General features: G+C 59.0%; 17 protein-coding genes, 2 tRNA genes and 3 rRNA genes. 8 read left to right on the top strand and 14 right to left on the bottom strand.

Annotated features, from left to right (window positions below):
• Positions 1-63 precede the first annotated feature (63 nt).
• From recD to tyrS, 9 genes are all read right to left on the bottom strand, one after another.
• Positions 64-2121: an exodeoxyribonuclease V subunit alpha gene (recD, locus tag AC4LE2_RS02810; RefSeq protein WP_491823997.1), complete on the bottom strand. Its 2058-nt coding sequence runs from the start codon at positions 2119-2121 to the stop codon at positions 64-66.
• Positions 2118-5813 (bottom strand): exodeoxyribonuclease V subunit beta, encoded by a 3696-nt coding sequence (recB, locus tag AC4LE2_RS02805; RefSeq protein ID WP_491823996.1) that lies wholly within the window; start codon positions 5811-5813, stop codon positions 2118-2120. The genes recD and recB overlap by 4 nt, the downstream gene beginning before the upstream one ends.
• Positions 5810-9271: an exodeoxyribonuclease V subunit gamma gene (gene recC, locus AC4LE2_RS02800; RefSeq protein WP_491823995.1), complete on the bottom strand. Its 3462-nt coding sequence runs from the start codon at positions 9269-9271 to the stop codon at positions 5810-5812. The genes recB and recC overlap by 4 nt, the downstream gene beginning before the upstream one ends.
• 157 nt (positions 9272-9428) lie before the next feature.
• Positions 9429-9544, bottom strand: a 5S ribosomal RNA gene (rrf, locus tag AC4LE2_RS02795).
• Between the two features lie 115 nt (positions 9545-9659).
• Positions 9660-12547: ribosomal RNA gene (locus tag AC4LE2_RS02790) — 23S ribosomal RNA — on the bottom strand.
• Positions 12548-12770: 223 nt separating this feature from the next.
• Positions 12771-12846: transfer RNA gene (locus AC4LE2_RS02785), tRNA-Ala, on the bottom strand.
• Positions 12847-12963: 117 nt separating this feature from the next.
• Positions 12964-13040, bottom strand: a tRNA-Ile gene (locus AC4LE2_RS02780).
• 165 nt (positions 13041-13205) lie between these two features.
• Positions 13206-14744 (bottom strand): 16S ribosomal RNA (locus AC4LE2_RS02775).
• Together the 16S, 23S and 5S rRNA genes with 2 tRNA genes alongside form the textbook arrangement of a ribosomal RNA operon.
• Positions 14745-15250: 506 nt before the next feature.
• On the bottom strand, positions 15251-16450 hold the full coding sequence (gene tyrS / locus AC4LE2_RS02770) for a tyrosine--tRNA ligase (RefSeq protein ID WP_491823994.1): 1200 nt from the start codon (positions 16448-16450) through the stop codon (positions 15251-15253).
• A 218-nt stretch (positions 16451-16668) separates the two neighbouring features.
• On the opposite strand from tyrS, the gene AC4LE2_RS02765 reads away from it, so the two are divergent.
• Together AC4LE2_RS02765 and AC4LE2_RS02760 are read left to right on the top strand one after the other, a co-directional pair.
• Positions 16669-18081, top strand: coding sequence for a peptidoglycan DD-metalloendopeptidase family protein (locus AC4LE2_RS02765; RefSeq protein WP_491823993.1), 1413 nt, complete (start codon positions 16669-16671; stop codon positions 18079-18081).
• Entirely contained in the window at positions 18081-19172 is a 1092-nt protein-coding gene (locus AC4LE2_RS02760) for an anhydro-N-acetylmuramic acid kinase (RefSeq protein ID WP_491823992.1), read from the top strand. The genes AC4LE2_RS02765 and AC4LE2_RS02760 overlap by 1 nt, the downstream gene beginning before the upstream one ends.
• A gap of 49 nt (positions 19173-19221) precedes the next feature.
• Here AC4LE2_RS02760 and erpA read toward each other — a convergent pair whose 3' ends face one another.
• Together erpA and argC are read right to left on the bottom strand one after the other, a co-directional pair.
• The gene (gene erpA / locus AC4LE2_RS02755) at positions 19222-19572 is read right to left on the bottom strand and encodes an iron-sulfur cluster insertion protein ErpA (protein ID WP_491823991.1); all 351 of its coding nucleotides are present in this window, start codon (positions 19570-19572) and stop codon (positions 19222-19224) included.
• 105 nt (positions 19573-19677) lie between these two features.
• On the bottom strand, positions 19678-20712 hold the full coding sequence (argC, locus tag AC4LE2_RS02750; protein ID WP_491828031.1) for an N-acetyl-gamma-glutamyl-phosphate reductase: 1035 nt from the start codon (positions 20710-20712) through the stop codon (positions 19678-19680).
• 132 nt (positions 20713-20844) lie between these two features.
• Here argC and hemJ point away from each other — a divergent pair, with 132 nt between their 5' ends.
• From hemJ to coq7, 5 genes are all read left to right on the top strand, one after another.
• Positions 20845-21270 (top strand): protoporphyrinogen oxidase HemJ, encoded by a 426-nt coding sequence (hemJ, locus tag AC4LE2_RS02745; RefSeq protein ID WP_491823990.1) that lies wholly within the window; start codon positions 20845-20847, stop codon positions 21268-21270.
• Positions 21271-21357: 87 nt separating this feature from the next.
• Complete coding sequence (locus AC4LE2_RS02740) at positions 21358-21834, top strand: DUF805 domain-containing protein (RefSeq protein ID WP_491823989.1); 477 nt, start codon at positions 21358-21360, stop codon at positions 21832-21834.
• Between the two features lie 60 nt (positions 21835-21894).
• Positions 21895-22668, top strand: coding sequence for an SDR family NAD(P)-dependent oxidoreductase (locus AC4LE2_RS02735; protein WP_491823988.1), 774 nt, complete (start codon positions 21895-21897; stop codon positions 22666-22668).
• 68 nt (positions 22669-22736) lie between these two features.
• Positions 22737-23075: a histidine triad nucleotide-binding protein gene (locus AC4LE2_RS02730; protein ID WP_491823987.1), complete on the top strand. Its 339-nt coding sequence runs from the start codon at positions 22737-22739 to the stop codon at positions 23073-23075.
• Positions 23076-23117: 42 nt separating this feature from the next.
• The gene (gene coq7, locus AC4LE2_RS02725) at positions 23118-23765 is read left to right on the top strand and encodes a 2-polyprenyl-3-methyl-6-methoxy-1,4-benzoquinone monooxygenase (protein ID WP_491823986.1); all 648 of its coding nucleotides are present in this window, start codon (positions 23118-23120) and stop codon (positions 23763-23765) included.
• A 47-nt stretch (positions 23766-23812) separates the two neighbouring features.
• Here coq7 and speD read toward each other — a convergent pair whose 3' ends face one another.
• A complete protein-coding gene (gene speD / locus AC4LE2_RS02720) occupies positions 23813-24604 on the bottom strand; it encodes an adenosylmethionine decarboxylase (RefSeq protein WP_491823985.1) in 792 nt (263 codons plus the stop codon).
• A gap of 208 nt (positions 24605-24812) precedes the next feature.
• Positions 24813-25256 carry an OsmC family protein gene (locus AC4LE2_RS02715; RefSeq protein WP_491828030.1) on the bottom strand — a complete coding sequence of 148 codons (444 nt, stop codon included), beginning with the start codon at positions 25254-25256 and terminating at the stop codon, positions 24813-24815.
• 190 nt (positions 25257-25446) lie between these two features.
• Here AC4LE2_RS02715 and crp point away from each other — a divergent pair, with 190 nt between their 5' ends.
• Positions 25447-26085, top strand: coding sequence for a cAMP-activated global transcriptional regulator CRP (gene crp, locus AC4LE2_RS02710; protein ID WP_491823984.1), 639 nt, complete (start codon positions 25447-25449; stop codon positions 26083-26085).
• Here crp and AC4LE2_RS02705 read toward each other — a convergent pair.
• Complete coding sequence (locus AC4LE2_RS02705) at positions 26070-26786, bottom strand: lipoate--protein ligase family protein (protein ID WP_491823983.1); 717 nt, start codon at positions 26784-26786, stop codon at positions 26070-26072. The two genes, crp and AC4LE2_RS02705, sit on opposite strands and share 16 nt — an antisense overlap.
• Positions 26787-26827: the final 41 nt, after the last annotated feature.

Below are 26827 nucleotides of genomic sequence, written 5' to 3'. Positions count from 1 at the left end.
CATCCTTTGAATAGTCAGTGGCCGCCCAGCATAGCCGGGCGCCTATCCAGTGACTATGCCGGCCTACGCCTCCGCGTTAAGCATCAACCCGCTCAGCCTGCGAACCTTGCGCCGCACCGCCTCTTCGAACACGCCCGCGCGTGGCTCGATGAGCGTGAACCAGCGTCGTGCGCGGGTGATGCCGGTGTAGATCAGCTCTTTGGTGAGCACGGGGTTTAGCACATCAGGCAGTACCAGCGCGGTGTGCTCGAACTCCGAGCCTTGGGATTTGTGTACGGTCATGGCGTACACGGTTTCCACGTCGGTAAGTCGGCTGGGCAGTACGAAGCGCACACCGCCCTGGCCGTCGTTGCGGGGGAAGGCGACGCGCAGGGTGAGTGGAGAGGAGGCGCCCTCTGCTTCGGGCAGGCGCAGCGCGATGCCAATGTCGCCGTTCATCAGGCCCAGGCCGTAGTCATTGCGGGTCATCAGCACGGGGCGGCCTTCGTACCAGTGGTAATCGCTCTCAATCAGGCCGTTGGCATAGAGGGCGCGGGTAGCCCGCTGGTTAACGGCTTCCACGCCCCAGGGCCCTTTGCGCACGGCGCAGAGCAGGCGGAAGCTGTCGAACGCGTGGAGCACAGCGGTCGCCCAGGCCAGCCACGCGGGGTCGCTGAGGGGCGCAGTGGCGGCAGGCCGGTGGTCGCGCAGCAAGGTCAGGTAATGCCGGTAGCCAAGGGCACCCGTGCTGTTGCGGGCCGCGCCGTTGAGCAATAGCCGCTCCAGGGCGTGGTCGTCTTCACCTTGCAACCGGCAGGTAGCGATGTCGGTAAAAGTGCGACCGGTCAATAACCGCCGGGCGTCGTCTGGCCGCTGCTGGTTGACGCAACGCGCCAGCTCGCCGATGCCACTGCCTTCGCCGAAACGCCGGGAGTGACGCAGCATGACCAGTTGCTGCGCCAGTGCATGCTCGCCGGGTTGGCCTTCGCTCAAGCCCGCGCCCGCCAACGGCTGCCCCGTTACGGTTTCGAGCCAGGCCTGGGTGTGCGGGGTGTAATAGCCTTGCTCGGCATCACGGCACAGGTCACCGAGTACCGCGCCGGCTTCCACGGACGCCAACTGGTCTTTGTCGCCCAGCAATATCAGCCGAGTACTGGGCGGCAGCGCGTCGAGCAGGTTGGCCATCATCTCCAGGTCGATCATGGAGGCCTCATCGATCACCAGCACGTCCAGGGGCAGCGGGTTGCCGCGGTGATGCCGGAAATGCCGGGTGCCCGGCCGGCTGCCTAGCAACCGGTGGACCGTAGTGACTTCGGTAGGGATACGCGCCTTGACCTCAGCCGAGACGTTGAGGCCCTGCACCTGCAAGCCAATGGACTCGGTCAAGCGCGCTGCGGCTTTGCCGGTAGGCGCGGCCAAACGAATGCGCAGGGGCCGGTTGGCCTCGACCCGTGGCCCTTGCAGCAGCGCCAGCAGGCGCACCACGGTGGTGGTTTTACCCGTGCCGGGGCCGCCGGTGATGATGCTGAAGGCTGCGCGCGTCGCCAGCGCACAGGCGAGCTTTTGCCAGTCGATGCTGTTGTCGGTGCTGTCAGGAAAGAGCGCCGCCAGCCGTTGAGGCAAGCCTTCGGGTACGTGGGAGGGTTCTTCCAGCCGGCCACGCAGTGCGGCATCTACGGCACGCTCATAGTTCCAGTAACGCCGTAGGTACAGGCGGTTGCCACTCAGCACCATAGGCCGGCTGCGGTCGCCCTGCGGGCCGGCAGCAATCAAGGGTGAGGCGTGCAGGCTGCGCTGCCAGGTGGGCAGGTCCAGGGTGGCCAGCACCACCGAAGGCAGTATGTCGTTGTGCTCGCTGGCCTCACCTTCTGGCGGCAGCGACAACGCGAAGTCGGGCTCCAGCAGGGCCTGGGCGAGGTCCAGGCACACGTGCCCATGGCCCAGCTGGTGGCTGGCCAGGGCCGTGGCCAGCAGCACCAAGGGGTCGGCAGACGGCACCCGCTCGGCAAAAAACCGCACCAGGGCTTCGTCCAAGGGCCTTAGCCAGCCGCGCGCCGCCCAGCGCCGCACTAACTGGAACAAGCCTTCGCTGGAGGCCAGCGGGTGGGTATCGAACTGGGTAGGGGTAGCCGGGTCGCTCATGGGGTGGCTCCGTTGAACAGGTCGGCTTGAGCGCCGGGCAGGGGTTGCTCCAACTTACCTTGGAACAACAGGTCAAGCTGCTCGATAAGTGCACGGGGTGGGCGGCTGAAGTAAACGCCTCGGGTCCGGGCACTCAGGCCGCGCAGGAATACAAACAACGCGCCGCCCATGTGCTGGTCGTAATCGTAATCGGGCAAGCGTGCCTGCAACTGACGGTGCAGGGCCAGCAGGTAGAGCACGTACTGAAGGTCGTAACGGTGCTCCAGGATGGCAGCTTCCATGGCGGCCAGGGAATAGCTGGCATCGTCGGCGCCTAACCAGTTGGACTTGTAATCGGCCACGTAGTACCGCCCCTCATGCTCGAAGCAGAGGTCGATAAAGCCCTTGAACAGGCCGTTGAGCCGATGCCCTTCAGCCGCAGCGCGGGCGACACCCTGATGGGTATGGTGGCGGACCAGGGTGCCCAGGCGGTGCACGTCCACCTCTCGGCTAGAGAACCAGAACTCCATCTCGAAGCGATAGGTCACCAGTGCCATCAACTGCACCGCAGGGGCTTCACCCAAGGGCAACGGAACGTGCAGCAAGTCGGTCAGCCAGTGCTCCAGGGTAGGAATCCAGCTCGTCCAGCCTCGGGTCGCACAACGTCGGGCCAGGGTATCGCGCAACAGTTCAGGCTGCGCGGCCAGCACACTGAAGCCTTCGCGGGCGGCCCATTCCAATAGGCCATGGAGGAAGGTGCCGGGGTGTGGCCCTCGGGGGAACTGATGAATAGGCCCAGCGGAAGCGGTAGTGGTCGTTGCGCTGCCCAGGGGCTCATCGTCGACCAGGTTCTGTGCTTGCAGGCTGTCCGGGGCTTGGCCGCCGTCCACGCTGTCGGCGATGCGCAGGGCACTGTAGGAGGCGATCCACCAATGCTCCGTGGCACGCCTGACCGGCTCACGGGCCAGTTGCGGCTGGTGCTCGCTACGTGGCGCGGTATAGACCACTTGGGTAACGGCCGGTACACCGGTCACCGCTAGCGCATCGGCGTTGCCGGGCACCGCGGTGAGCCACGCCTCTAGTTGGGTAGACTCTGCCAAGGGTTCGCCACCCCCGAGTAAATAACCCAGGGCGGAACGGTGCAGGGCGGATTTGTTTTCACGACCGCGCTTCAGGTCGGCCACCCCAAGCCAGCATGCATACTGGGCCCGGGTAAGCGCGACATAGAGCAGGCGCAGGTCTTCCCCCAGGCGCTCGTCATCAGCGGCAGTGATAGCCTGCTCGTCCGGGGTCATCGACACCTTCACCTCACCGCCACGTTCGTGCCAGGTCACGGGCAACCGGCTGCCATCCACCGGGCGGGCGCTGCAGATAAAGGGCAGGAAGACCAGCGGGTACTCCAAGCCTTTGGATTTGTGGATGGTCACGACCTTGACCAATTGTTCGTCGCTTTCGAGGCGTACTACCTGCTCTTCACCGCCAGCCAGGGTGCTGCTCAGGCGCTCCGCCAGGTGACGCACCAGCGCTTGCTCACCGTCCAGTTCGGTGGAGGCCTGCTGAAGAAGCTCGGTCAGGTGCAGCAGGTTGGTCAGGACGCGCTCGCCGTCCGGGCGGCCGGTAAGCCTTAGGGGCAGGTCGAAATCATGCAGCAGGCGCCTGAGCATGCTCAGCACACCCTGGCTGCGCCACAGGGCGCGATAGCCACGAAACTGCATGACCTTCGCTTCCCACACCAACTCATCGCGGTTGAGAGCTTCCAGTTCGCTCAATGGCCGTGCCAAGGTCACGCTGGCCAGCGCCGCTCGAAGCAGGCGGTCTGCGTCGGGCTCTGCACAGGCGCGCAGCCAGGCAAGGACGTCCAGCGCTTCCTGGCTGTGAAAAACGGACTCTTTGTCTGACAAGTACACACTGCGTACGCCGCGAACCCGCAGTTGAGCGCGGATCGCCTGGGCTTCGCCACCGTCGCGCACCAGAATGGCGATATCGGCTGGGACCAATGCACGCAGGGTGCCATCGGCGGACACGAAGCCACACGCGCCGGCCTTGCCCTGCTCCAGCAGGTGTACGATTTCACTGGCACAGGCCGGTGCCAGCTGTTCGCGGTAGGCGCTGTTGGCCACGGGCTTGTCGCTGTCCAGCGCCCAGAACGTCATGCCAGGCAGGTTCGCACCCTTTAGCTGCAAGCGGTCTTTGCGACCTTGAGCCGCCACGGGCAGGAAGGGTACCGGGTTGTCATCGCCCTCGCGAAACAGGAACGCCCCTCGGCCCTGAGCGCGGGTCTCGGCGTGTTCGAACAGGCAGTTCACCGCGGTCACCATTGCGTCGCTTGAACGGTAGTTCGTGCCCAGGCTGTGCAGCCGACCGGCACTGGCCCGGCGTGCTCGTAGGTAGGTATGAATATCGGCGCCACGGAAGGCATAGATGGCTTGCTTGGGATCGCCGATCAGGAAAATACCCACGTCCGGACGATACTCGCCAATCCGGTAGATTCGCTCGAAAATGCTGTATTGGACGGGGTCGGTGTCTTGGAACTCGTCGATCAATGCCACCGGGAACTGCTCGCGGATCACCTGCGCCAACGCTTCACCCGACGCCCCCCGTAATGCGGCATTGAGGCGTAGGAGCATGTCGTCAAAGCCCATCTCAGCCCGACGTCGCTTTTCGCTTTCAAAGCGTGCTGCAATCCAGCCTACGGCGTGGCCCAGTGCGTCAGCCCCTGGGTCTGGTAGGCCATGCAGCCGGTCGCGCAACAGGGCCATGGCTTCAAACGCTTGGTGCGACGGTGGCTCGGCCTTCCAGGCGTCAGCCATGCCCTCGGGGGTAAGCCGCTCAAACCCTTTGCCGATGTCCAGCAATACCTGATCAGGGTCGGCGTGCCACTCGGACAACGCCTGAAGCCAGGGCTCGAAGTACCTAGGTTGCAGTTTCCGGGCGTCTACGGCTTTGCTGGCTACGCCCTGCAGCAGCAACTCGCGTAACTCGCCGACCCATTCCCCCCAGGGTGCTTTCAACTGGGCCAGCGCTTCCAGCCGCTGCCGTAGCCCCGCTTCAATATGCTGGCCAGGGTGTGCGCCCTCCTCTACCGGGCCGGCTTCGCCCAGCAAACCGCGAACGCGCGCAAACAGGTGCGCTGGCGAGCGCCAGTTGTCCCGCACCCACGCCAAGGTGTCACCCGCCAGGTCGTAACAAAACTGTCGCCAGTAGTCGCGCACGACTTCACCGAGCAATTCGCTATGGTCGGTTTCCAAGGTTTGAGTGAACAGGCTGCCACTGTCGAAGGCATGCTCACGCAACATGCGTTGGCACCAGCCATGGATCGTGGAGACTGCCGCCTCGTCCATCCACTGGGCAGCGGCGTCCAGTTTGCTGGCACAGGCCGGCCACTGTTCTGGGGGGTACTGCTCGCGGAGTTGATCGACCAGTGCATCAGGGGCCGGGATGTCTTCACGGAAGAACTGCGCGGCTTGGGCCAAGCGGGTTCTGATGCGGTCACGCAGCTCTTTGGTGGCCGCATCGGTAAAGGTCACGACCAAAATTTGAGGGGGCAACAATTCGCGGTCAAAGCCGGTGCCGTCTGGCCCGTGACCCAATACCAGGCGCAGGTAGAGCGCAGAAATCGTGAAGGTTTTACCGGTGCCGGCACTGGCTTCGATCAGCTGGCTGCCTTGCAGGGGAAAGGTCAACGCCAAGGGGCGCGCCGTGGTGGTGCTCATTGCGCCTGCTCCTGTGCCTGAAGGTCTACCCACGGTGCGACGAATAGGGGTTGGTAGAGGGTTGCAACCCAGCCTTCGAAGGTTTCATCCTCGGTCAGTGCGGCAAAATCAGGGTACTGCCGAGCCAGCGCCAAGTCCCGCGCACGCTCGCCTGTAGCGGCATTGAAGTCACCGCCCTCGTAGGCGACCTGTGCGGCTTTCAGGCTGCTGTCGTGGTCCTTGCCTGCCAGGAACGCAAAGGCTGTGCGCGGCGCCACCGGTAACGGGCGCGCCATGCCCAGGCTCCACGCCTGGAGCAGGTCGGCCAGGCTCTGCTCAGCCGACGTTTGCGGCAAGGGCGCAAGTAACAAAGTGGTGTCTGTGGCAACTATAGCGGTGTGCAAGCCCAAACCAGCCGCGCTGGCGAGCAGGTGCTGAACCCAACTGTCGATCAGCCGCGGCCATTTGCGGCCGCCGCGTGTGCTGATGGCATTGGCTACCAGGGTAACGCTGAGCAGCGTCCCATCCTCCGCTTGATGCACGTTGCCCAACCACCCTTCGACCTCTACGCCATGGGCCTCGTAGTGGAGCGGCAGGGTGCCGTGCAGCCGATGAGGCCAACGCAGCACAAGCGCCTGATAACGCTCGATCAGGTCTGGCAAGGGTGCGATCAGTTCGGCCTGCATCAAGCGCCCAAAGCCGGCCATGGGTAAACGCCCGGCGGCTTGTAAGCGGGTGGCCTGCGCTTGCAACACCGTGTCCAGTGCGGAGGCCTCACCCTGGATGGCCGCCTCCAGCAAGTACTTGCTCAAGCCATAGTGCTGTAACCCATCGAGGGTGAACGGCTCGGCCTCTTCCAATGCGCCTTGCACGTGCTCAAAGTACACTTTTAGCCGTTGGGTGTAGAAATGCTTCACCGGGTTACGTAGAAAGTTACCCAGTACCTCCAGGGCGATAGGCGCCTCTGGCTCGTAGGCAGGAAGCTGTTGCTCCGCCATCGCCGGTGGGGCCGGCTCATGCACGCGCTGCCATTCACGGGCATAGCTGAACAGGCCTGCGTCATCGGCCTGGAAGTACCGAATGCTGAAGGGCTGTAGCGGATGTTCGATACTCAATGCGGCTAACAGCCCATCGCCGTAGGCGTCCTTGCCTTGGAGACGCCAGCCGCTGGCGAGGTGGTCACGGAGCTGGCCAACCAGCACAGACGGCGGCCGCTCGGTATTGTCCCTGATGCTGCGGCCTACCCAGCTGATGTACAGCTGCTTGCGTGCAGACAGTACGGCTTCGAGCAGCAGGTAGCGATCGTCTTCACGGCGCGAACGGTCGCCCGGGCGGTAGTCCTGTGCCATTAGGTCGAAGTCCAGGGGCGATTGGGCACGGGGGTAATCGCCGTCGCTCATGCCGAGCAGGCAGACCACTTCGAAGGGAATAGCCCGCATCGGCATAAGGGTACAGAAGTTGACTGAACCGGCCAGGAACCGTTGGTTCAGGCTGCCTTGGTCCAGCCCTGCCAGCCAAGCCTCACGCACCACCGTCAGGGGAAGCTCATCGGTTAGGCCGACCCGTTCGCAGGCCTGCAGCCACTGATCCCGCAGCTCATCCAGCTGAATCAGTACATACTGCGCATGCTCGTCTTCGGGCAGGAAGAAGTCCGTTAGCAGTTGCTGCAAGCGCACGCCCCACTCTGCAGGAGGCGCAGGCGTGGCCAGCGCCTGGTACCAGGTGTCGAGTTGGTCGATGAGTGCGTACAAGGGGCCAACCAGCGAGGCATCCAAGCCACCTACTTCGTCATAGGGCTCAATACCATCGAAGCCCTCGCCCCCTCCCACTGCGTACCCCAGCAGCATACGCCGTAATCCAAAGCGCCAGCTGTTCTGCTCCATGCCCTCTGGCAAGCCCAGCGCCGTACGTTGCCGTGCATCGAGGCCCCAGCGGATGCCCGCGCCTTCTATCCAGCCATGCAGAATGGCCAGGGATTGCTCCGCAATGCCAAAGCGAGCACGCAGGGCAGGCACGTCCAACAGGTCCAGGATCTCTCCGACGGCGAAGCGGCTGTCCGGCAACTGCAGCAAATGTTCCAACGCAATCAGTAGCGGGTCGCGGCCACGCTGGCCCTGGTCATTGAGGGTGAAGGGAATATGGCGTTTGTCATCACGTTGTACTTGCCCGAAGACCGCCCGTATATAGGGCGCATAGGTATTGATGTCGGGCACCATGACGATGATGTCCCGAGGCTTCAGCGACGGGGCTTCGGAAAACCGTTGCAGGAGCTGGTCATGAAGGATCTCCACTTCCCGCTGTGGGCTGTGGGCAATGTGAAAGCGAACGGACTCATCTGACTGCGGATTGACCGCCGGCCACAGCTCTTGGGTTTCATGCAGGGGCCTGAGCTCCAGAATATCGTTCTGTAGCTGATTGAGCAGGGTTGCGGTCTCGCCGTCGCTATAGAGGTCGATCTTGCCCTCGCTGAACGCGCCTCGGTAGCTGTCCGGCTGATCGAACTCATCCAGCAGGCTGATATAATCGCGACCTTGTTTACCCCAGGCGGCTAACAGCGGATGAGCGTGCTGGTGGAGGCTGTGGGCATCGATCTCTAAAGGCATTCCTGTCTTGCGTTGCTGGCGTCGATACTCCCGACGCAGGAGGTCTTTGTCGGCCACGATATCTGCCCAGTGGTGGCGGCAGGGGTTGTGCACGCACAGTAGCACCTGGGTGAAACGAGCTAACTCGGCTAATGCATGCAGTACCTGGGCAGGGAGTGACGAGATACCAAATACGATCACGCGCTTTGGGAGGCCGGGCGGTGGAGCCTTGGCCTCCCCCATCACGCTCATGTACCTGTTATGCACACCCGCGCGGCTTTGAGCCATGCCTTCGGTGCCAACATCTTCCAACAAGGCTTGCCACAGTGCTGCCTGCCACAGGTTGGCTTCGGGTAGCGCTATGGTTTGGCCTTTGGCGTTACGTAGCTGAAACCGGCCATGGGCCCAGTCTTCCAGCCAGTCTGCTCGATACACTTGATATTGGTCGTACAGGTCTGCCAGGCGCTGGGCTAATTGGTACCGCTTGCGCATGTCGGTGTCATCGCCCAGGAACCGGGCCAGCCCTTCGAACATTGGCATTCGCATTACGGCAGGCAATAAATGCATCAGCCGCCAGGTAAGCGGCGTTTTGTCCAATAGCGAGGTTTCGGGGATGCGGGCCTTGCCCAGTACAGCCCTGTACAACTGCCACATGAAACTGCCAGGTAGCTGCACATCGATAGCGGCCGCTATGCCACAGCCGCCCGCGTCGCGATCCTCGGCCAATGCCATTTTCAGCCACTGGGCGATGCCGTTGCTCTGTACCAGCGCTACTTCATTTTCCAGAGGTGCCAGCGGATAGAGGCGCATCCATTCCACTACTAAGCTGCGCAGGTCATCGGGGCGGTTTCCATGGATAACCATGAAGCCAGGGGTAATGGCCTCTGTTACTGACATTCGAACGTCCTGGTCGCGGGCTGACGGGTAAGCGCTCACTCTACCAGCCTGGCCGATCCATGTGGCGCAGAGGTAAAGTCTCGGGAAGGGGCTAGGCTTTTTAGCCCAGACAGACAAAACCCCTGACCGCAATGCGATCAGGGGTTTTGGGTGTGAATCTTGACGATGACCTACTCTCACATGGGGAAACCCCACACTACCATCGGCGATGCATCGTTTCACTGCTGAGTTCGGGAAGGGATCAGGTGGTTCCAATGCTCTATGGTCGTCAAGAAATTCGGTAGCCGCGGCGCGTACACGTCGTGGCGAATCTGGGTATGTAAGTGTGCAAGCGTCTGGTGCGTCTTCACCCCTGCGCGCTGCCATTGGCAGATTGCTTGGGTGTTATATGGTCAAGCCTCACGGGCAATTAGTATGGGTTAGCTCAACGCCTCACAGCGCTTACACACCCCACCTATCAACGTCGTAGTCTTCGACGGCCCTTCAGGGAGCTCAAGGCTCCAGTGAGATCTCATCTTGAGGCAAGTTTCCCGCTTAGATGCTTTCAGCGGTTATCTCTTCCGAACATAGCTACCCGGCAATGCCACTGGCGTGACAACCGGAACACCAGAGGTTCGTCCACTCCGGTCCTCTCGTACTAGGAGCAGCCCCTCTCAAATCTCAAACGTCCACGGCAGATAGGGACCGAACTGTCTCACGACGTTCTAAACCCAGCTCGCGTACCACTTTAAATGGCGAACAGCCATACCCTTGGGACCGGCTTCAGCCCCAGGATGTGATGAGCCGACATCGAGGTGCCAAACACCGCCGTCGATATGAACTCTTGGGCGGTATCAGCCTGTTATCCCCGGAGTACCTTTTATCCGTTGAGCGATGGCCCTTCCATACAGAACCACCGGATCACTAAGACCTACTTTCGTACCTGCTCGACGTGTCTGTCTCGCAGTCAAGCGCGCTTTTGCCTTTATACTCTACGACCGATTTCCGACCGGTCTGAGCGCACCTTCGTACTCCTCCGTTACTCTTTGGGAGGAGACCGCCCCAGTCAAACTACCCACCATACACTGTCCTCGATCCGGATAACGGACCTGAGTTAGAACCTCAAGGTTGCCAGGGTGGTATTTCAAGGTTGGCTCCACGCAGACTGGCGTCCACGCTTCAAAGCCTCCCACCTATCCTACACAAGCAAGCTCAAAGTCCAGTGCAAAGCTATAGTAAAGGTTCACGGGGTCTTTCCGTCTAGCCGCGGATACACTGCATCTTCACAGCGATTTCAATTTCACTGAGTCTCGGGTGGAGACAGCGCCGCCATCGTTACGCCATTCGTGCAGGTCGGAACTTACCCGACAAGGAATTTCGCTACCTTAGGACCGTTATAGTTACGGCCGCCGTTTACCGGGGCTTCGATCAAGAGCTTCGCTTGCGCTAACCCCATCAATTAACCTTCCGGCACCGGGCAGGCGTCACACCCTATACGTCCACTTTCGTGTTTGCAGAGTGCTGTGTTTTTAATAAACAGTCGCAGCGGCCTGGTATCTTCGACCGGCATAGGCTTACGGGGTAAACCCTTCACCTTCGCCGGCGCACCTTCTCCCGAAGTTACGGTGCCATTTTGCCTAGTTCCTTCACCCGAGTTCTCTCAAGCGCCTTGGTATTCTCTACCCAACCACCTGTGTCGGTTTGGGGTACGGTTCCTGGTTACCTGAAGCTTAGAAGCTTTTCCTGGAAGCATGGCATCGACCACTTCGTGTCCTGAGACACTCGTCATCAGCTCTCGGCCTTAAGATCCCGGATTTACCTAAGATCTCAGCCTACCACCTTAAACTTGGACAACCAACGCCAAGCTGGCCTAGCCTTCTCCGTCCCTCCATCGCAATAACCAGAAGTACAGGAATATTAACCTGTTTTCCATCGACTACGCTTTTCAGCCTCGCCTTAGGGACCGACTAACCCTGCGTCGATTAACGTTGCGCAGGAAACCTTGGTTTTTCGGCGTGCGAGTTTTTCACTCGCATTGTCGTTACTCATGTCAGCATTCGCACTTCTGATACCTCCAGCCAGCTTCTCAACTGACCTTCACAGGCTTACAGAACGCTCCTCTACCGCGTCACTTGCGTGACACCCGTAGCTTCGGTACCTGGTTTGAGCCCCGTTACATCTTCCGCGCAGGCCGACTCGACTAGTGAGCTATTACGCTTTCTTTAAAGGGTGGCTGCTTCTAAGCCAACCTCCTAGCTGTCTAAGCCTTCCCACATCGTTTCCCACTTAACCAGGATTTTGGGACCTTAGCTGACGGTCTGGGTTGTTTCCCTTTTCACGACGGACGTTAGCACCCGCCGTGTGTCTCCCATGCTCGGCACTTGTAGGTATTCGGAGTTTGCATCGGTTTGGTAAGTCGGGATGACCCCCTAGCCGAAACAGTGCTCTACCCCCTACAGTGATACATGAGGCGCTACCTAAATAGCTTTCGAGGAGAACCAGCTATCTCCGAGCTTGATTAGCCTTTCACTCCGATCCACAGGTCATCCGCTAACTTTTCAACGGTAGTCGGTTCGGTCCTCCAGTTAGTGTTACCCAACCTTCAACCTGCCCATGGATAGATCGCCCGGTTTCGGGTCTATTCCCAGCGACTAGACGCCCTATTAAGACTCGCTTTCGCTACGCCTCCCCTATTCGGTTAAGCTTGCCACTGAAAATAAGTCGCTGACCCATTATACAAAAGGTACGCAGTCACAGAACAAGTCTGCTCCCACTGCTTGTACGCATACGGTTTCAGGTTCTATTTCACTCCCCTCTCCGGGGTTCTTTTCGCCTTTCCCTCACGGTACTGGTTCACTATCGGTCAGTCAGTAGTATTTAGCCTTGGAGGATGGTCCCCCCATATTCAGACAAAGTTTCTCGTGCTCCGTCCTACTCGATTTCATTGACAAGAGATTTTCGCGTACAGGGCTATCACCCACTATGGCCGCACTTTCCAGAGCGTTCCGCTAATCTCAAATCAACTTAAGGGCTGGTCCCCGTTCGCTCGCCACTACTAAGGGAATCTCGGTTGATTTCTTTTCCTCAGGGTACTTAGATGTTTCAGTTCCCCTGGTTCGCCTCTTGCACCTATGTATTGAGTACAAGATACCCAGCTTGTGCTGGGTGGGTTCCCCCATTCAGAGATCTCCGGATCAAAGTCTGTTTGCCGACTCCCCGAAGCTTATCGCAGGCTACCACGTCTTTCATCGCCTCTGACTGCCAAGGCATCCACCGTATGCGCTTATTCACTTGACCATATAACCCCAAGCAATCTGGGGAGTACAGGTGTGAAGAACAACATTCGCTTTACCTTAGCCTGATCACACCAGCAGTGAAACTGGTCTGAACAGTCTATCTTTCTATCACATACCCAAATTTTTAAAGAACGATTCTGGAAAAGACCAGAAATCAACATTCAGGCCCCGGCACCTGAGGTGCGTGGGGGAATGCTCATTTCTAAGCTTTCAAACAGTGAAGGTGGTGGAGCCAAGCGGGATCGAACCGCTGACCTCCTGCGTGCAAGGCAGGCGCTCTCCCAGCTGAGCTATGGCCCCGCAATAATGCCAACCAAAAAAACTGGTGGGTCTGGGCAGATTCGAACTGCAGAAAAGCCACCTCACCGCTCTTTATCCAGGAGCATGGGGCGCGCTCTGCATCTGACCAGCCAAAACTGGTGGGTCTGGGCAGATTCGAACTGCCGACCTCACCCTTATCAGGGGTGCGCTCTAACCAACTGAGCTACAGACCCAGATACTGGGTTGCCGCATGCCGACCTCCCCCTGCTCTTTATCCAAAAGCGTGGGGTGCGCTCCAACCAACTGAGCTACAGGCCAACGTGAGGCATGTCACCTAATCGTCTTTACAGTGAATCAAGCAATTCGTGTGGGTGCTTATGGGCGGCTGTGTCGTCGATTAAGGAGGTGATCCAGCCGCAGGTTCCCCTACGGCTACCTTGTTACGACTTCACCCCAGTCATGAATCACACCGTGGTAACCGTCCTCCCGAGGGTTAGACTAGCTACTTCTGGTGCAACCCACTCCCATGGTGTGACGGGCGGTGTGTACAAGGCCCGGGAACGTATTCACCGCGACGTTCTGATTCGCGATTACTAGCGATTCCGACTTCACGCAGTCGAGTTGCAGACTGCGATCCGGACTACGATCGGTTTTGTGAGATTAGCTCCGTCTCGCGACTTGGCGACCCTCTGTACCGACCATTGTAGCACGTGTGTAGCCCAGGCCGTAAGGGCCATGATGACTTGACGTCATCCCCACCTTCCTCCGGTTTGTCACCGGCAGTCTCCTTAGAGTGCCCACCTTAACGTGCTGGTAACTAAGGACAAGGGTTGCGCTCGTTACGGGACTTAACCCAACATCTCACGACACGAGCTGACGACAGCCATGCAGCACCTGTCTCAATGTTCCCGAAGGCACCACCTCATCTCTGAAGCGTTCATTGGATGTCAAGGCCTGGTAAGGTTCTTCGCGTTGCTTCGAATTAAACCACATGCTCCACCGCTTGTGCGGGCCCCCGTCAATTCATTTGAGTTTTAACCTTGCGGCCGTACTCCCCAGGCGGTCAACTTAATGCGTTAGCTGCGCCACTAAGCGCTCAAGGCGCCCAACGGCTAGTTGACATCGTTTACGGCGTGGACTACCAGGGTATCTAATCCTGTTTGCTCCCCACGCTTTCGCACCTCAGTGTCAGTATCAGTCCAGGTGGTCGCCTTCGCCACTGATGTTCCTTCCTATATCTACGCATTTCACCGCTACACAGGAAATTCCACCACCCTCTACCATACTCTAGCTTGCCAGTTTTGGATGCAGTTCCCAGGTTGAGCCCGGGGATTTCACATTCAACTTGACAAACCACCTACGCGCGCTTTACGCCCAGTAATTCCGATTAACGCTTGCACCCTCTGTATTACCGCGGCTGCTGGCACAGAGTTAGCCGGTGCTTATTCTGTCGGTAACGTCAAAACCGTTACGTATTAGGTAACGACCCTTCCTCCCAACTTAAAGTGCTTTACAATCCGAAGACCTTCTTCACACACGCGGCATGGCTGGATCAGGCTTTCGCCCATTGTCCAATATTCCCCACTGCTGCCTCCCGTAGGAGTCTGGACCGTGTCTCAGTTCCAGTGTGACTGATCATCCTCTCAGACCAGTTACGGATCGTCGCCTTGGTGGGCCTTTACCCCACCAACTAGCTAATCCGACCTAGGCTCATCTGATAGCGTGAGGTCCGAAGATCCCCCACTTTCTCCCGTAGGACGTATGCGGTATTAGCAACCGTTTCCGGTTGTTATCCCCCACTATCAGGCAGATTCCTAGGCATTACTCACCCGTCCGCCGCTCGCCACCAGGAGCAAGCTCCCGTGCTGCCGCTCGACTTGCATGTGTTAGGCCTGCCGCCAGCGTTCAATCTGAGCCATGATCAAACTCTTCAGTTCAATACTGCATGGGTTTTGAGAAAACCCTAAACTTGGCTCAGCAATCGCAAGACTTCCCGAAGGAAGCCACTCATTCGAATTTCTTCGTCTGAGTACTTGTGATGCTGATAATCATTGTGACAATCAGTCCAACTCACAAGCACCCACACGAATTGCTTGATTCATTTGTTAAAGAGCGGTGGTTGAGCTGTTCGCTTCAACCGAGGCGCGCATTCTACGCTAACCTTGCATCCTGTCAAGCGTTTATTTCTGAAGTTTCAGAATTTCTCGTTCAACTTCAACCACTTGACCGCTTCAGGACCTCTCGAAGCGGGAGGCGAATTCTACAGCACTACAACCTGCTGTCAACCACCTTTTTCACCGCGTTCGATCCGGAGACCGAAGCCACTTCCCGCCTTACCAAACCGCTAACTCATTGATATCCAAGAAGTTTGCCGTTCCGTTGTCGCTGGAAGTGGGGCGCATTATAAGGGGTTTAGGAAGGGCGTCAATAGCTAATCACAAACTTATTCCGCTGCGAGCGTAATGCGGGCAAATGACTTCTTGCCGGCCTGGCACACATGGGTAGCGCCCACTTCGAACATAAAGGCCCGATCAGCTACGTCACCATCTATACGTACGCTGCCGGCGCCCAACAAGTCCCGTGCCGCTGCCGAGTTCTTGACCAGACCTGCCTGGTTCAGCACAGCGGCAATAGGCATGGCTTCACTGGCTACCAAGGTGATTTCAGGCAGGTCTTCAGGCAGCTCCCCTTCTTTCATTCGGTTGCCTGCACCACGGTGCGCGTTTGCAGCCGCTTCTTCGCCATGGAAGCGCGCGATGATTTCCTCAGCGAGCTTTATCTTGATATCACGCGGGTTGGCACCGGCGGCCACCTCGGCCTTGAACGCATCGATCTCGTCCATTGAACGGAAGCTCAGCAATTCGAAGTAACGCCACATCAGCGGATCGGGGATTGACAGCAGCTTGCTGTACATCACGCCAGGCGCTTCCTGGATGCCTATATAGTTGCCCAAGGACTTGGACATCTTTTTCACGCCATCCAAACCTTCGAGCAGCGGCATGGTGACGATGTTTTGAGGCTCCTGGCCATAGCTGCGCTGCAGCTCACGCCCCATCAGCAAGTTGAACTTCTGGTCGGTTCCGCCCAGCTCTACGTCTGCCTTGAGCGCGACGGAGTCATACCCTTGAACCAAAGGGTACAGGAACTCATGGATAGCGATAGGCTGGCTGCTGCTGTAGCGCTTTTGGAAGTCATCGCGCTCAAGCATCCGGGCAACAGTGTATTGCGAGGTAAGGCGAATGAAGTCCGCTGGCCCCATCTGGTCCATCCAGGTGGAATTGAACGCAACCTCGGTACGGGCCGGATCGAGGATTTTGAATACCTGCGTCTTGTAGGTCTCGGCATTCTCCAGTACCTGCTCCCGCGTAAGCGGAGGGCGGGTGGCGCTTTTGCCGCTCGGGTCGCCGATCATCCCGGTGAAGTCACCTATAAGGAAGATAACCTGATGCCCAAGCTCTTGAAACTGACGCAGCTTGTTGATCAGCACGGTATGACCCAGGTGCAGGTCTGGGGCGGTGGGATCGAAACCTGCCTTGATGCGCAAGGGCTGGCCGCGCTTGAGCTTCTCGATCAGCTCCGCTTCAACCAATACCTCTTCCGCCCCACGCTTTATCAGCGCCAGCTGCTCGTCAACAGAGTGCATATAAGACCTATTAAAGCTGAGATTCAAAAGTCCCCAACATACAAGATCGCCGCCCCAAACCCAAGCAGCGCAGTGATGTGACTCAGACACTGCCCTAAAGCGTCTGGGAAAGCTTGCCTTGGGAATGAATTGGTTATATTTTAGGCAGTTATTTCATATTCATCATGTCATTCATCTTTTCCAATTCATTTTCATTCCTCTTATAAAAGCCAAAATCTATGACCGACGCCTCACCTAAAGCGCCGCCCTTTTACCCCAAAACCCACCTTCTGGCCGCGAGCGGAATCGCCGCCCTGCTTAGCTTGGCTCTGCTGGTGTTCCCTACCAGTGACGTAGAAGCCAAGAAAACATCCTTGGCATTGGACCTCGAGCCACCTACCCAGACACTTCAGGAACAGGCCCAGGCAGTGTCTGAAACATCAACCACGCCTGCTGAAACACCGTTCGCCCAGATCGACACCGATACCGCTACTACCGAAACAGCGCAAACTCCCGACCCGGCAGTACCCGAGCGCGCCGTCGTAGCACAAGTACACCGGCAGGTCGTGGTAGGTCGCGGCGATACCTTGTCGTCTCTGTTCGAGAAAGTAGGGTTGTCCGCTGCCGAAGTGCAAGCAGCCCTGGACAGCGACAAGCAAGCCAAGCAGTTTGCTCACCTTCGCAAAGGTCAGGTGCTCGAGTTCGAACTCACGCCCGACGGCAACCTGCAAACCCTGCACACTAAGCTGTCCCGCCTGGAGTCCATCCGCCTGGATCGCGACGGCAACGGCAGCTTTGTCTTCCAGCGCGCCAGTAAAACCCCAGTGGTCCGCACGGCTTACGTGCATGGCACCATCAGCAGTTCGCTGTCAGCGTCTGCTCAGCGCGCCGGGCTGTCCCATGGTCAGGTCATGGACCTGGCCAACATCTTTGGATACGACGTGGACTTCGCACAGGACATTCACCCTGGTGATCAATTCGATGTGGTGTACGAGCAGAAAGTCCTCGATGGCAAAGTGGTAGGCACCGGCAATATCCTGTCTGCGCGCTTCATCAATCGGGGCAAAACCTATACGGCCGTGCGCTACACCAGCAAACAAGGCACCACCAACTACTACACCGCCGACGGCAACAGCATGCGCAAAGCCTTCATTCGCTCCCCTGTGGACTTTGCGCGCATCAGCTCTCGCTTCTCTGGCAGCCGTCAACACCCCATCCTGAACAAGATCCGGGCTCACCAAGGCGTGGACTATGCCGCAGCGCGGGGTACGCCAATCAAGGCCACCGGTGATGGCAAAGTCATTCTCGCCGGCCGCAAAGGTGGCTACGGCAACACTGTCGTTATTCAGCACGGCAACACTTACCGCACCCTGTACGGCCATATGCAAGGGTTCGCCAAAGGCATTCGCGACGGTAGCTCAGTGAAGCAAGGCCAGGTTATTGGCTATATCGGCACCACGGGGCTGTCCACGGGCCCGCACGTACATTACGAGTTCCAGGTCAACGGCGTGCATGTAGACCCCCTGGGGCAAAAGCTCCCCATGGCCGACCCCATCGCACGTAACGAGCGCCAGCGCTTCGTTCAGGTGTCACAACCGTTGATGGCGCGTATGGACCAGGAGCGCGCCACGCTGGTTGCGAGCAAGCGTTGATGGGGCTGTATATCGGTGTAATGTCGGGCACCAGCCTGGACGGGCTCGATATCGCATTGGTGTCTCAAGACGCCTCCACGCGGCTGGTGGCGTCCCATTACGTTCCACTGCCGGAGTCGCTTCGGGCAGATCTATTAGCGCTGTGTTCCCCGGGGCTGGATGAAGTCGCTCGGGTTGCGTTGGCGGAAAACGCCTGGGCCACCCTGGCGGCACAAGGGATCACTCAGTTATTGAGTGATGCTGGCGTGCCTAAAGATGCCGTGCAGGCCATCGGCAGCCACGGCCAGACCATTCGGCACGAACCCGCTCGGGGCTTTACCGTACAAATCGGCAACCCTGCATTGCTGGCTGAGCTATGTGGCATTACCGTGGTTGCGGATTTCCGTCGCCGCGACGTCGCCGCCGGCGGCCAGGGCGCTCCCCTGGTACCGGCCTTTCATGACGCGCTGTTTGCCAGCCAGGGCCAGGCTATTGCCGTTCTGAACCTGGGTGGCTTTTCGAACCTGAGCCTGCTTCGCCCAGGCCAGCCCGTGACGGGGTTCGATTGCGGCCCTGGCAACGTCCTACTAGACGCCTGGATCAACGCGTGCCGCGGCCAGGCGTATGACAAGGAGGGCGCCTGGGCCGCCACGGGTACTGCCCATGCGCCTTTACTGCATAGCCTGCTCAGCGACGCATTCTTTACCACCACCGGCCCTAAAAGTACGGGGCGGGAAGTGTTCAACCTCCCGTGGCTACGAGGGCATCTGGCCGTACACCCAGGGGTTGCCGCCGAGGACGTTCAAGCCACGCTGGTTGAGTTGACGGCACGCACGGTCGTTGACGCCCTTCACAGGGAAATGCCCGAGCCCAGTGGGGTATTCGTATGCGGCGGCGGGGCTCATAATCAGACGCTCATGAACCGCTTGCAGGCCTTGGTAAGCGCTGCCCCAGTTCGCAGTACCGCAGCGCTGGACGTCTCGCCGGACTGGATGGAGGCGATGGCCTTCGCGTGGCTGGCACACTGCTGCCTAGCGAAGATACCCTCGAATCGCCCCGAGGTAACCGGCGCCAAGGGCTTGAGGGTACTGGGCGCGATCTACCCGGCATGAACGAAAACGCCGCGACAATGCGCGGCGTTGATCGAGCTTGCTATAGGGTTTAGATCGAAAACGATTGGCCGCAACCGCACGTAGTGCTGGCGTTGGGGTTATTGATAACGAAGCGCGAGCCTTCAAGCCCTTCCTGGTAATCCACTTCGGCACCGGCAAGGTACTGGAAGCTCATCGGATCGACCACCAGGCTTACGCCCTCTCGCTCGACGATCGTGTCATCGTCGGCGATTTCTTCATCGAACGTGAAGCCGTACTGGAAGCCTGAACACCCGCCGCCTGTAACGAATACGCGAAGCTTCAAGCGATCATTGCCCTCTTCATCAACCAGGGTCTTCACCTTGTGGGCGGCACCCTGAGTGAATTGCAAAACCGTGGGGGTGAAGGTTTCAACACTCATTTGACTCTCCCGGCGCAAGCCGAACGCTAATGCTAAATGCGGCCATTATCCGCTTATCCGAGCAAAACGGTCAACAATTGCTCAGCGTCGCGGCTAAGGGTTGGCCTATGGCATGAGCCCGGCATGGGACAAGCCAAGCCGCTCGTCCAGGCCGAAGAGAATGTTCAGGTTCTGCACCGCTTGGCCAGACGCACCCTTGACCAGGTTATCGATCACCGACAACACCACGACTAAGTCGCCGCCTTGCGGGCGATGTACGGCGATACGGCACACATTTGCGCCGCGCACGGAGCGGGTTTCAGGGTGGCTGCCTGTAGGCATGACATCCACGAACGGCTCATCGGCATAGCGACGTTCGAACACCGCTTGCAGGTCGACCGAGCGGTCTGCCACGTTGGCGTAGAGGGTGGCGTGAATACCCCGGATCATCGGCGTGAGGTGCGGCACGAAGGTCAGGCCAACGTCACCGCCCGCTGCATGGCGCAAGCCTTGGCTGATCTCAGGAAGGTGCCTATGCCCTTTGACTGCATAGGCCCTCATGCTTTCGCCGGCCTCGCAGAACAACGAACCTACACTCGCGCCACGGCCAGCGCCGCTCACGCCAGACTTGCAGTCAGCGATCAAACGAGACGTGTCGGCAAGGCCTGATTCCAGCAGAGGGAGAAACCCCAACTGCGCGGCAGTGGGATAACACCCCGGCACGGCGATCAAACGTGCGCCACGGATCCGCTCGCGATTGACTTCCGGCAGGCCGTACACCGCCTCGCCTAGCAACTCAGGCGCGCCATGGGGCTGCCCGTACCAGCGTGACCACTCTTCGGCATCCTGCAAACGAAAGTCTGCCGACAGGTCGATGACGCGCGTACCTGCCGCCAGCAACTCGCCCGCCAGGCTGTGTGCTACCCCATGGGGAGTAGCGAAAAACACCACGTCGCAAGCACCCAGGGCAGTGGTATCCGGCGCGTTGAACCTGAGGTTGTCGTAGTGGCCTCGCAAGTTAGGGTACATATCAGCCACCGAAACACCGGTTTCGGAACGGGACGTGATGATCGCTACCTCAGCTTGCGGGTGCTGTGCCAACAAGCGTAGTAGCTCGACACCTGTATACCCCGTGCCCCCAACGATACCCACCTTGACCATCTGTATGCCCACCCTTGCGTGAAACTGGAAGCTCCCGATCATAGGGGCCCAGGCTCGCGGCCACAACTGCGGGATGACTCGGCGTCAGCTGCGCTCTACTATCGCCCTGTCCTTAACCGTGGGAAGCCTCTAATGCTCTATCTCTGGATCAAAGCGTTGCATATCGTCAGCCTGGTGTGCTGGTTCGCAGCGCTGTTCTACCTTCCACGCTTGTTTGTTTATCATGCCATGACTGAGGACCAGCCGGGCCGGGACCGGTTCGTGGTCATGGAACGCAAGCTCTACCGGGGCATCATGACGCCCTCCATGGTGCTTACCTTAGTCTTCGGCGCTTGGCTGATTTACCTCAACCCCAGCTGGATGAGCATGGGCTGGCTTCATGCCAAGTTGGCCCTGGTCGTGCTGCTGATCGCCTACCATCACGTGTGCGGGGCACACCGCAAGCGCTTCGAGCGTAACGAAGGCCGGCACAGCCATACGTTTTATCGCTGGTTCAATGAAGTGCCCGTAGTGCTGCTGCTGGTAATCGTTGCACTGGTTGTCGTGAAACCCTTCTGAAAAATGCCGTAAAACAACGTCTAAGCGGTGGCCGCGGCAACTGACTATAGTGCGCGGCCATTTCAAGAAGAGCTAAGAAATCCTTCCATGACCTCAGACATTTCACTCCCAACGCCCGCACCTCTTATTTATGCCCCTCAAGGCGTATTTAGCTTTACTGGCCGCATCGGCCGAGTTCGCTACCTGCTGTACAGCGGTGTCTTGGCCGCTCTCTACCTGCTACTGATGCAGATGTTTTACGCTGGCATAAGCACAGATGCCGCGATTCTTCTGATGATGCCTGGGGCCGCTCTGGGCAGTATGTTCGGCATTCGGCGAACAATGGACATCGGTTGGCCGTGGTGGAGCTACGCCGCTTTCATGCTTCCTCTGATAGGCGGCTTCCTGAGTCTTGTTTTAATGGCCGCGCCGGGCACCAAGGGCGTTAACAGAAATGGCCCAATGCCCAGGCCCCTTGCCAGTTACGAAATATGGGGAGCAGTACTGTGCGTACCGTTGGTTGGTGTCATGGCTTACAGCTTCTTCACTAGCCCGGCGGCCCCATACTTCCTTAGAATGCTGTGATCCCACTCGGCAGGACGCTAAACTGTGCGGCCTATCCGCTCAAGGTTTGAATGCACGTTTATGCCTGCCTATGCACTGGTAACGGGCGCGTCCAGCGGCTTGGGCCTGGCCTTGGCCGAAGCGCTGGCACGCCGGGGCCGCAACTTGCTGCTAGTGGCCCGCTACCGGGATGACTTGGAGCCCATTGCCATAGAGTTCACCCAGCGATTTGGCGTGGAGGTGCTGTTCCGTGGCTGCGACCTCAGCGAACCCCTGCGACTGACCGGATTTTTGCTGGAGCTGGAAGACAGCCAGCAGCGTATCGATTTGCTGGTCAACTGCGCCGCGCTTCACAGCCATGGGCATTTTCTGGCCCAAGACTGGCTTGGAGAGCAAGACCTCATCGAGCTGAACGTGCTGGCGCTGGCGCGCCTATGCCACGCGGTCGGCAACATGATGGCGGTACAAGGAGGTGGGCAGATACTCAATGTCGCCTCCCTTGCGGCCTTCCAGCCTGTTCCCTGGATGAGCAGCTACGCGGCCAGCAGCGCTTATGTGCTTCACCTGTCAGAGGGTTTACGTGAAGAGCTCCGGCAAAGCGGGGTGCGGGTGTCCGTTCTGTGCCCAGGGCCGCTGCGCACCCCTACCCCGCTACCTCGCGCATTATCCAACGGTCGTTTGGCGCTTCGGCCCGAGGAAGTCGCCCGCCATGCCGTACTTGGTCTGGAGCGAAACCAAGGGCTGATCATTGCGGGCTGGCGAACGCGCTGGTTATCCAGGGTCGGCCGGCTGGCGCCCAGGTGGCTGGCACGAAAAACCCTGGCGGCGGTCAACCGAGCCTATACACGCCCTTGAATTTCAACCGGCGCCCCGGCGCGAGGTTGAGTACACTGTTTCAAAGTACGTACAACAGGGAGAACGCTGTGGATACCCTTTTCGACAAGATCATCCGAAAAGAAATACCCGCGAAAATCATTTACGAAGACGACCAGGTCATCGCCTTTCATGACATTGCCCCTCAGGCACCCGTGCATTTTCTGGTCGTGCCGAAAAAGCCGATCAAGACCTTGACCGACCTTGCCGAAGAGGACGTGCCGCTGGCAGGGCGTATCCTGTTCACGGCCCAGCGCCTGGCCAAGGAGCTGGGCTGCGAAAAGGGGTTTCGCGTGGTCATGAACTGCAATGAGCAAGGGGGCCAGACGGTCTACCACATTCACCTGCACGTGCTCGGCCAGCGTCAGATGCAATGGCCGCCAGGCTGATACACCCTGGCTTTACGTCTTTCCACTACTCAGGAGGTTTATGTGGCCAACGATCGTCACTATTCAGCAGTCGACAAGTTGCTCCTGCAGGCGGACAACATCGCTCGCACGCTATTGCCCTTCAGCGGCCAGCCGGCCCGGCCCTCCCCAGCCCTGCTCAAGCCGGATACGGCCTTGAGTGAAAGCGAAGCCAAGCATGTGGCTGGCTTGATGCGCATCAACCATACCGGCGAGGTGTGCGCGCAGGCGCTGTACCAAGGTCAGGCCCTGACCGCGAAAATGCCACAAATCCGTGAAGCCATGGAGCACTCGGCAGATGAGGAGGTCGACCACCTGGCCTGGTGCGAGCAGCGAATTCGTCAATTGGGCAGCCGCCCCAGCCTGCTTAACCCTATGTTTTACGGCATGAGCTTTGGAATGGGCGCGGTGGCAGGCCTTATCAGCGACAAAGTCAGCCTTGGGTTTGTGGCCGCTACCGAACAGCAGGTGTGCAAACATCTGGATGAGCACCTTCAAAAGCTGCCGGCGCAGGACCAGAAGTCACGTGCCATCCTTGAACAGATGCGCGAGGACGAGGCGCACCACGCCGACGCAGCGCTAGACGCCGGAGGGCTGCGCTTCCCCGTGCCCATCAAGCTGGGAATGAGCCTGATGGCCAAGGTAATGACGAAGAGCACCTACCGCGTGTAACGCGACAGTGCCCGCAACAGGCGCAAGGCCGTTGCGGGCCCACCCGTTCACCCTACGTTGCGACCGTAGAAGATTTCCAGCATTTCGTGCTTAACCCGCTCGGTTACCTGAGCCCGCTGCTCAGTAGAGAAGTTACTGGTGGCATCGCCGAACAGGTAATTATCCAACTCGAACTGCTTGAGCAGCATCTTGGTGTGGAAGAGGTTCTCCTGGTACACGTTCACGTCCACCATCTGGTAGGCATCACGTGTGTCTTCGGAGAGGTAATTCTGGATGGAGTTGATTTCGTGATCGATGAAATGCTTGCGCCCTTCGATATCACGAGTAAAGCCGCGCACTCGATAATCGACGGTCACGATGTCCGAATCGAACTGGTGAATCAGGTAATTCAACGCCTTGAGCGGTGAAATGACCCCACACGTTGACACATCGATGTCCACGCGGAAGGTAGCAATACCATTGTCCGGGTGAATCTCCGGGTAGGTGTGCACCGTGATATGGCTTTTGTCCAGGTGGGCCAGGATCGTGTCGGGCAATGGGCCCGGCGACTCCTCGATCTGGCTGTCGGTAGGCGTGACCGGCTGCTCGGAAATAAGGATGGTCACGCTTGCGCCCTGTGGCTCGTAGTCCTGACGGGCGATGTTCAGGATATTGGCCCCAATAATATCCACTACATCCGTCAGGATCTGCGTCAGGCGTGCGGCGTCGTACTCTTGGTTGATGTACTCCACATAGGCCTGCTGATCTTGCGGCGTCTGCGCATAGCAGATGTCGTAGATATTGAAGCTCAAGGTCTTGGTCAGGTTATTGAACCCGTGGAGCTTGAGTTTGCTTTTCACCGTTTTAAAACTCTCTTTATATGCGGCCTGGCCGCGTGATCAAGCATGCCCGTCAGGCGCCGGGTGGCGCTTGCGTAGGACGATTTACACCTCTTCGCGTTGGCGATTTTGGTTGTCTGTCCGGGAGTAGCCCGGCTTCAAGGGTGGCCTTGAAAAAGTGGCGCATTATGCAGACCCGCGCCACGGTATGCCAGAGTATGCAGGGCTTTTATGATGCCTGGATGTCGGTGTCGCCCAACTCTACGATTTCATAGGAATGGGTGATCGCCACGCCACCCTTGCCCAGCATGATAGAGGCCGAGCAGTATTTTTCAGCAGACAACTCTACGGCCCGCTTGACCTGAGCCTCCTTCAAGCCACGCCCCTTAACTACGAAGCGCAGGTGAATGGCCGTGAATACCTTGGGGTCGGTGTCCGGGCGCTCTGCTTCCAGGAAGGCTTCACAGCTTTCCACAGGCTGTCGGGCCTTTTTAAGAATGGTAACCACGTCGAAGCTGCTGCAACCGCCAAGGCCCATCAGCACCATCTCCATGGGCCGCACCCCTAGATTGCGCCCGCCGCTTTCGGGTGCGCCGTCCATTACCACGGCATGGCCGCTGCCGGACTCACCAATGAACATGACCCCGCCGGCCCACTGAATACGCGCCTTCATCATTGACCTCCGTTAAAAGGCGGGCAGCTTAGCACAGCCGCTGGTAGGCCAAAATTTGCGCAAAAGTGAGACGCCGCTCAAGTTTTGGGCAAATATCGCGATACCTATTACGTGCTGTTAAGCTGGCGCCAATCTGATGGCTCCCACTCACACTGCACCTACTTTGTCGTCTAGCCTCGGAACCTTGCCCATGGTCGCGTTAGCCACCAAGCTCAACCCCCTCGACAAACTGTTGGCCCATTGTCAGCGGCGCCGCTATGCGGCCAAGAGCAACATCATTTGCGCTGGCGACAAAGCAAACGTGCTGTCTTACATCCTCAAAGGCTCGGTCACCATTTTGATCGAGGACAGTGACGGCCGTGAAATGGTCATCGCCTACCTCAATCAAGGTGATTTCTTTGGTGAGCTAGGCCTGTTCGATCCGCCAGAGATGGAGGGCGAGCGCAATGCCTGGGTACGCGCCAAGACCGAGTGCGAAGTGGCCGAGATTAGCTATTCGCGCTTCAGAGAACTGGTTCGCCTTGAACCGGATATCTTGTATAGCCTCAGCAGCCAGATGGCCAACCGCATACGGCGTACTACCCGCAAGGTCGGTGACCTGGCGTTTTATGATGTCACCGGCAGGGTACGCCGCTGCCTCACTGATTTGTGCAAAGAACCAGATGCCATGACTCACCCTGACGGCATGCAGATCAAGGTCACTCGCCAGGAGATCGGCCGTATCGTGGGCTGCTCTCGCGAAATGGTAGGGCGTGTGCTCAAAGACCTCGAAGAGCGCCAGCTGATTCAGGTGAAGGGCAAAACGATGGTGATCTACGGTACGCGTTGATGCAGCACGCGTACCTGGCTCAGCTCGGCGTGCAGTGAAACCTGCAACGCCCCTATCCCGTCGGCCTGGGCGAAACGTTCTTCGAACGCGATATGGCTGCTTGCCAGGCATCGCTGCGGCAAACCACAGCCTGCATTGAATGCATTGACGGCGTCGATCATTGCGCCGCGCTGGTCGTGCATCAACATGGCCCCATGGACAAGCACGACAGGGCCGCCATGATGGCGAGACTGCCGCCAACGCTGGGCAGTGCCCACCCACTTGCGCCCATCAAGATTGATGTTGTAGCGGCCGTCACAAAACGCGCCTGGCACTTCACCCAGGCTGGCCTGGCCACCCAAGCCTTCCAGCAACTGGCAAAGCGGGTTGCATAACCGTAGATAGGCGCGCTCCAACCGATTGAGGTCACCCTCCACTTTAGGGGCGGCATACACCAGGGCCACATTGACGGTAGCGGCCGACTGCGGAACGGGCTCGCCGCCAGTTTCCCTCAGCAGTACCGGCCAGCCCAAGGCCGCCGAGGCATCGGCGCCTTCGGTAAAGCCTGGCAGGCGCGCCATGCGCCGCGGCATGACCAACGCCTGATCGGTAGGTTGCCACAGCAATAACCCATCGGCCCGTACACCCCCACAAACGTCGGCCAGCAAGGCTAGCTCCGCATGCAGGCCCTGCTCGGTGCTTAACCGTTGCACACCTTCCATGCCAACGCCTCCCCTCAATGTGCTTCGCCCTGACAGCCCCC

It is taken from the genome of Pseudomonas sp. 9.3L (assembly GCF_058536285.1).
Note: the sequence above shows the minus strand (reverse complement) of the source record. Positions and strands in the feature narration are given on the sequence as shown.

Excerpts from the sequence above, each read along its gene's own strand:
- recC (WP_491823995.1), bottom strand. The coding sequence starts at position 9,271 with ATGTCAGTAACAGAGGCCATTACCCCTGGCTTCATGGTTATCCATGGA.
- erpA (WP_491823991.1), bottom strand. The coding sequence starts at position 19,572 with ATGAGTGTTGAAACCTTCACCCCCACGGTTTTGCAATTCACTCAGGGT.
- tyrS (WP_491823994.1), bottom strand. The coding sequence starts at position 16,450 with ATGCACTCTGTTGACGAGCAGCTGGCGCTGATAAAGCGTGGGGCGGAA.
- AC4LE2_RS02735 (WP_491823988.1), top strand. The coding sequence starts at position 21,895 with ATGCCTGCCTATGCACTGGTAACGGGCGCGTCCAGCGGCTTGGGCCTG.
- AC4LE2_RS02740 (WP_491823989.1), top strand. The coding sequence starts at position 21,358 with ATGACCTCAGACATTTCACTCCCAACGCCCGCACCTCTTATTTATGCC.
- argC (WP_491828031.1), bottom strand. The coding sequence starts at position 20,712 with ATGGTCAAGGTGGGTATCGTTGGGGGCACGGGGTATACAGGTGTCGAG.
- AC4LE2_RS02760 (WP_491823992.1), top strand. The coding sequence starts at position 18,081 with ATGGGGCTGTATATCGGTGTAATGTCGGGCACCAGCCTGGACGGGCTC.
- AC4LE2_RS02705 (WP_491823983.1), bottom strand. The coding sequence starts at position 26,786 with ATGGAAGGTGTGCAACGGTTAAGCACCGAGCAGGGCCTGCATGCGGAG.
- recD (WP_491823997.1), bottom strand. The coding sequence starts at position 2,121 with ATGAGCGACCCGGCTACCCCTACCCAGTTCGATACCCACCCGCTGGCC.
- recB (WP_491823996.1), bottom strand. The coding sequence starts at position 5,813 with ATGAGCACCACCACGGCGCGCCCCTTGGCGTTGACCTTTCCCCTGCAA.
- crp (WP_491823984.1), top strand. The coding sequence starts at position 25,447 with ATGGTCGCGTTAGCCACCAAGCTCAACCCCCTCGACAAACTGTTGGCC.
- AC4LE2_RS02715 (WP_491828030.1), bottom strand. The coding sequence starts at position 25,256 with ATGAAGGCGCGTATTCAGTGGGCCGGCGGGGTCATGTTCATTGGTGAG.
- AC4LE2_RS02765 (WP_491823993.1), top strand. The coding sequence starts at position 16,669 with ATGACCGACGCCTCACCTAAAGCGCCGCCCTTTTACCCCAAAACCCAC.
- hemJ (WP_491823990.1), top strand. The coding sequence starts at position 20,845 with ATGCTCTATCTCTGGATCAAAGCGTTGCATATCGTCAGCCTGGTGTGC.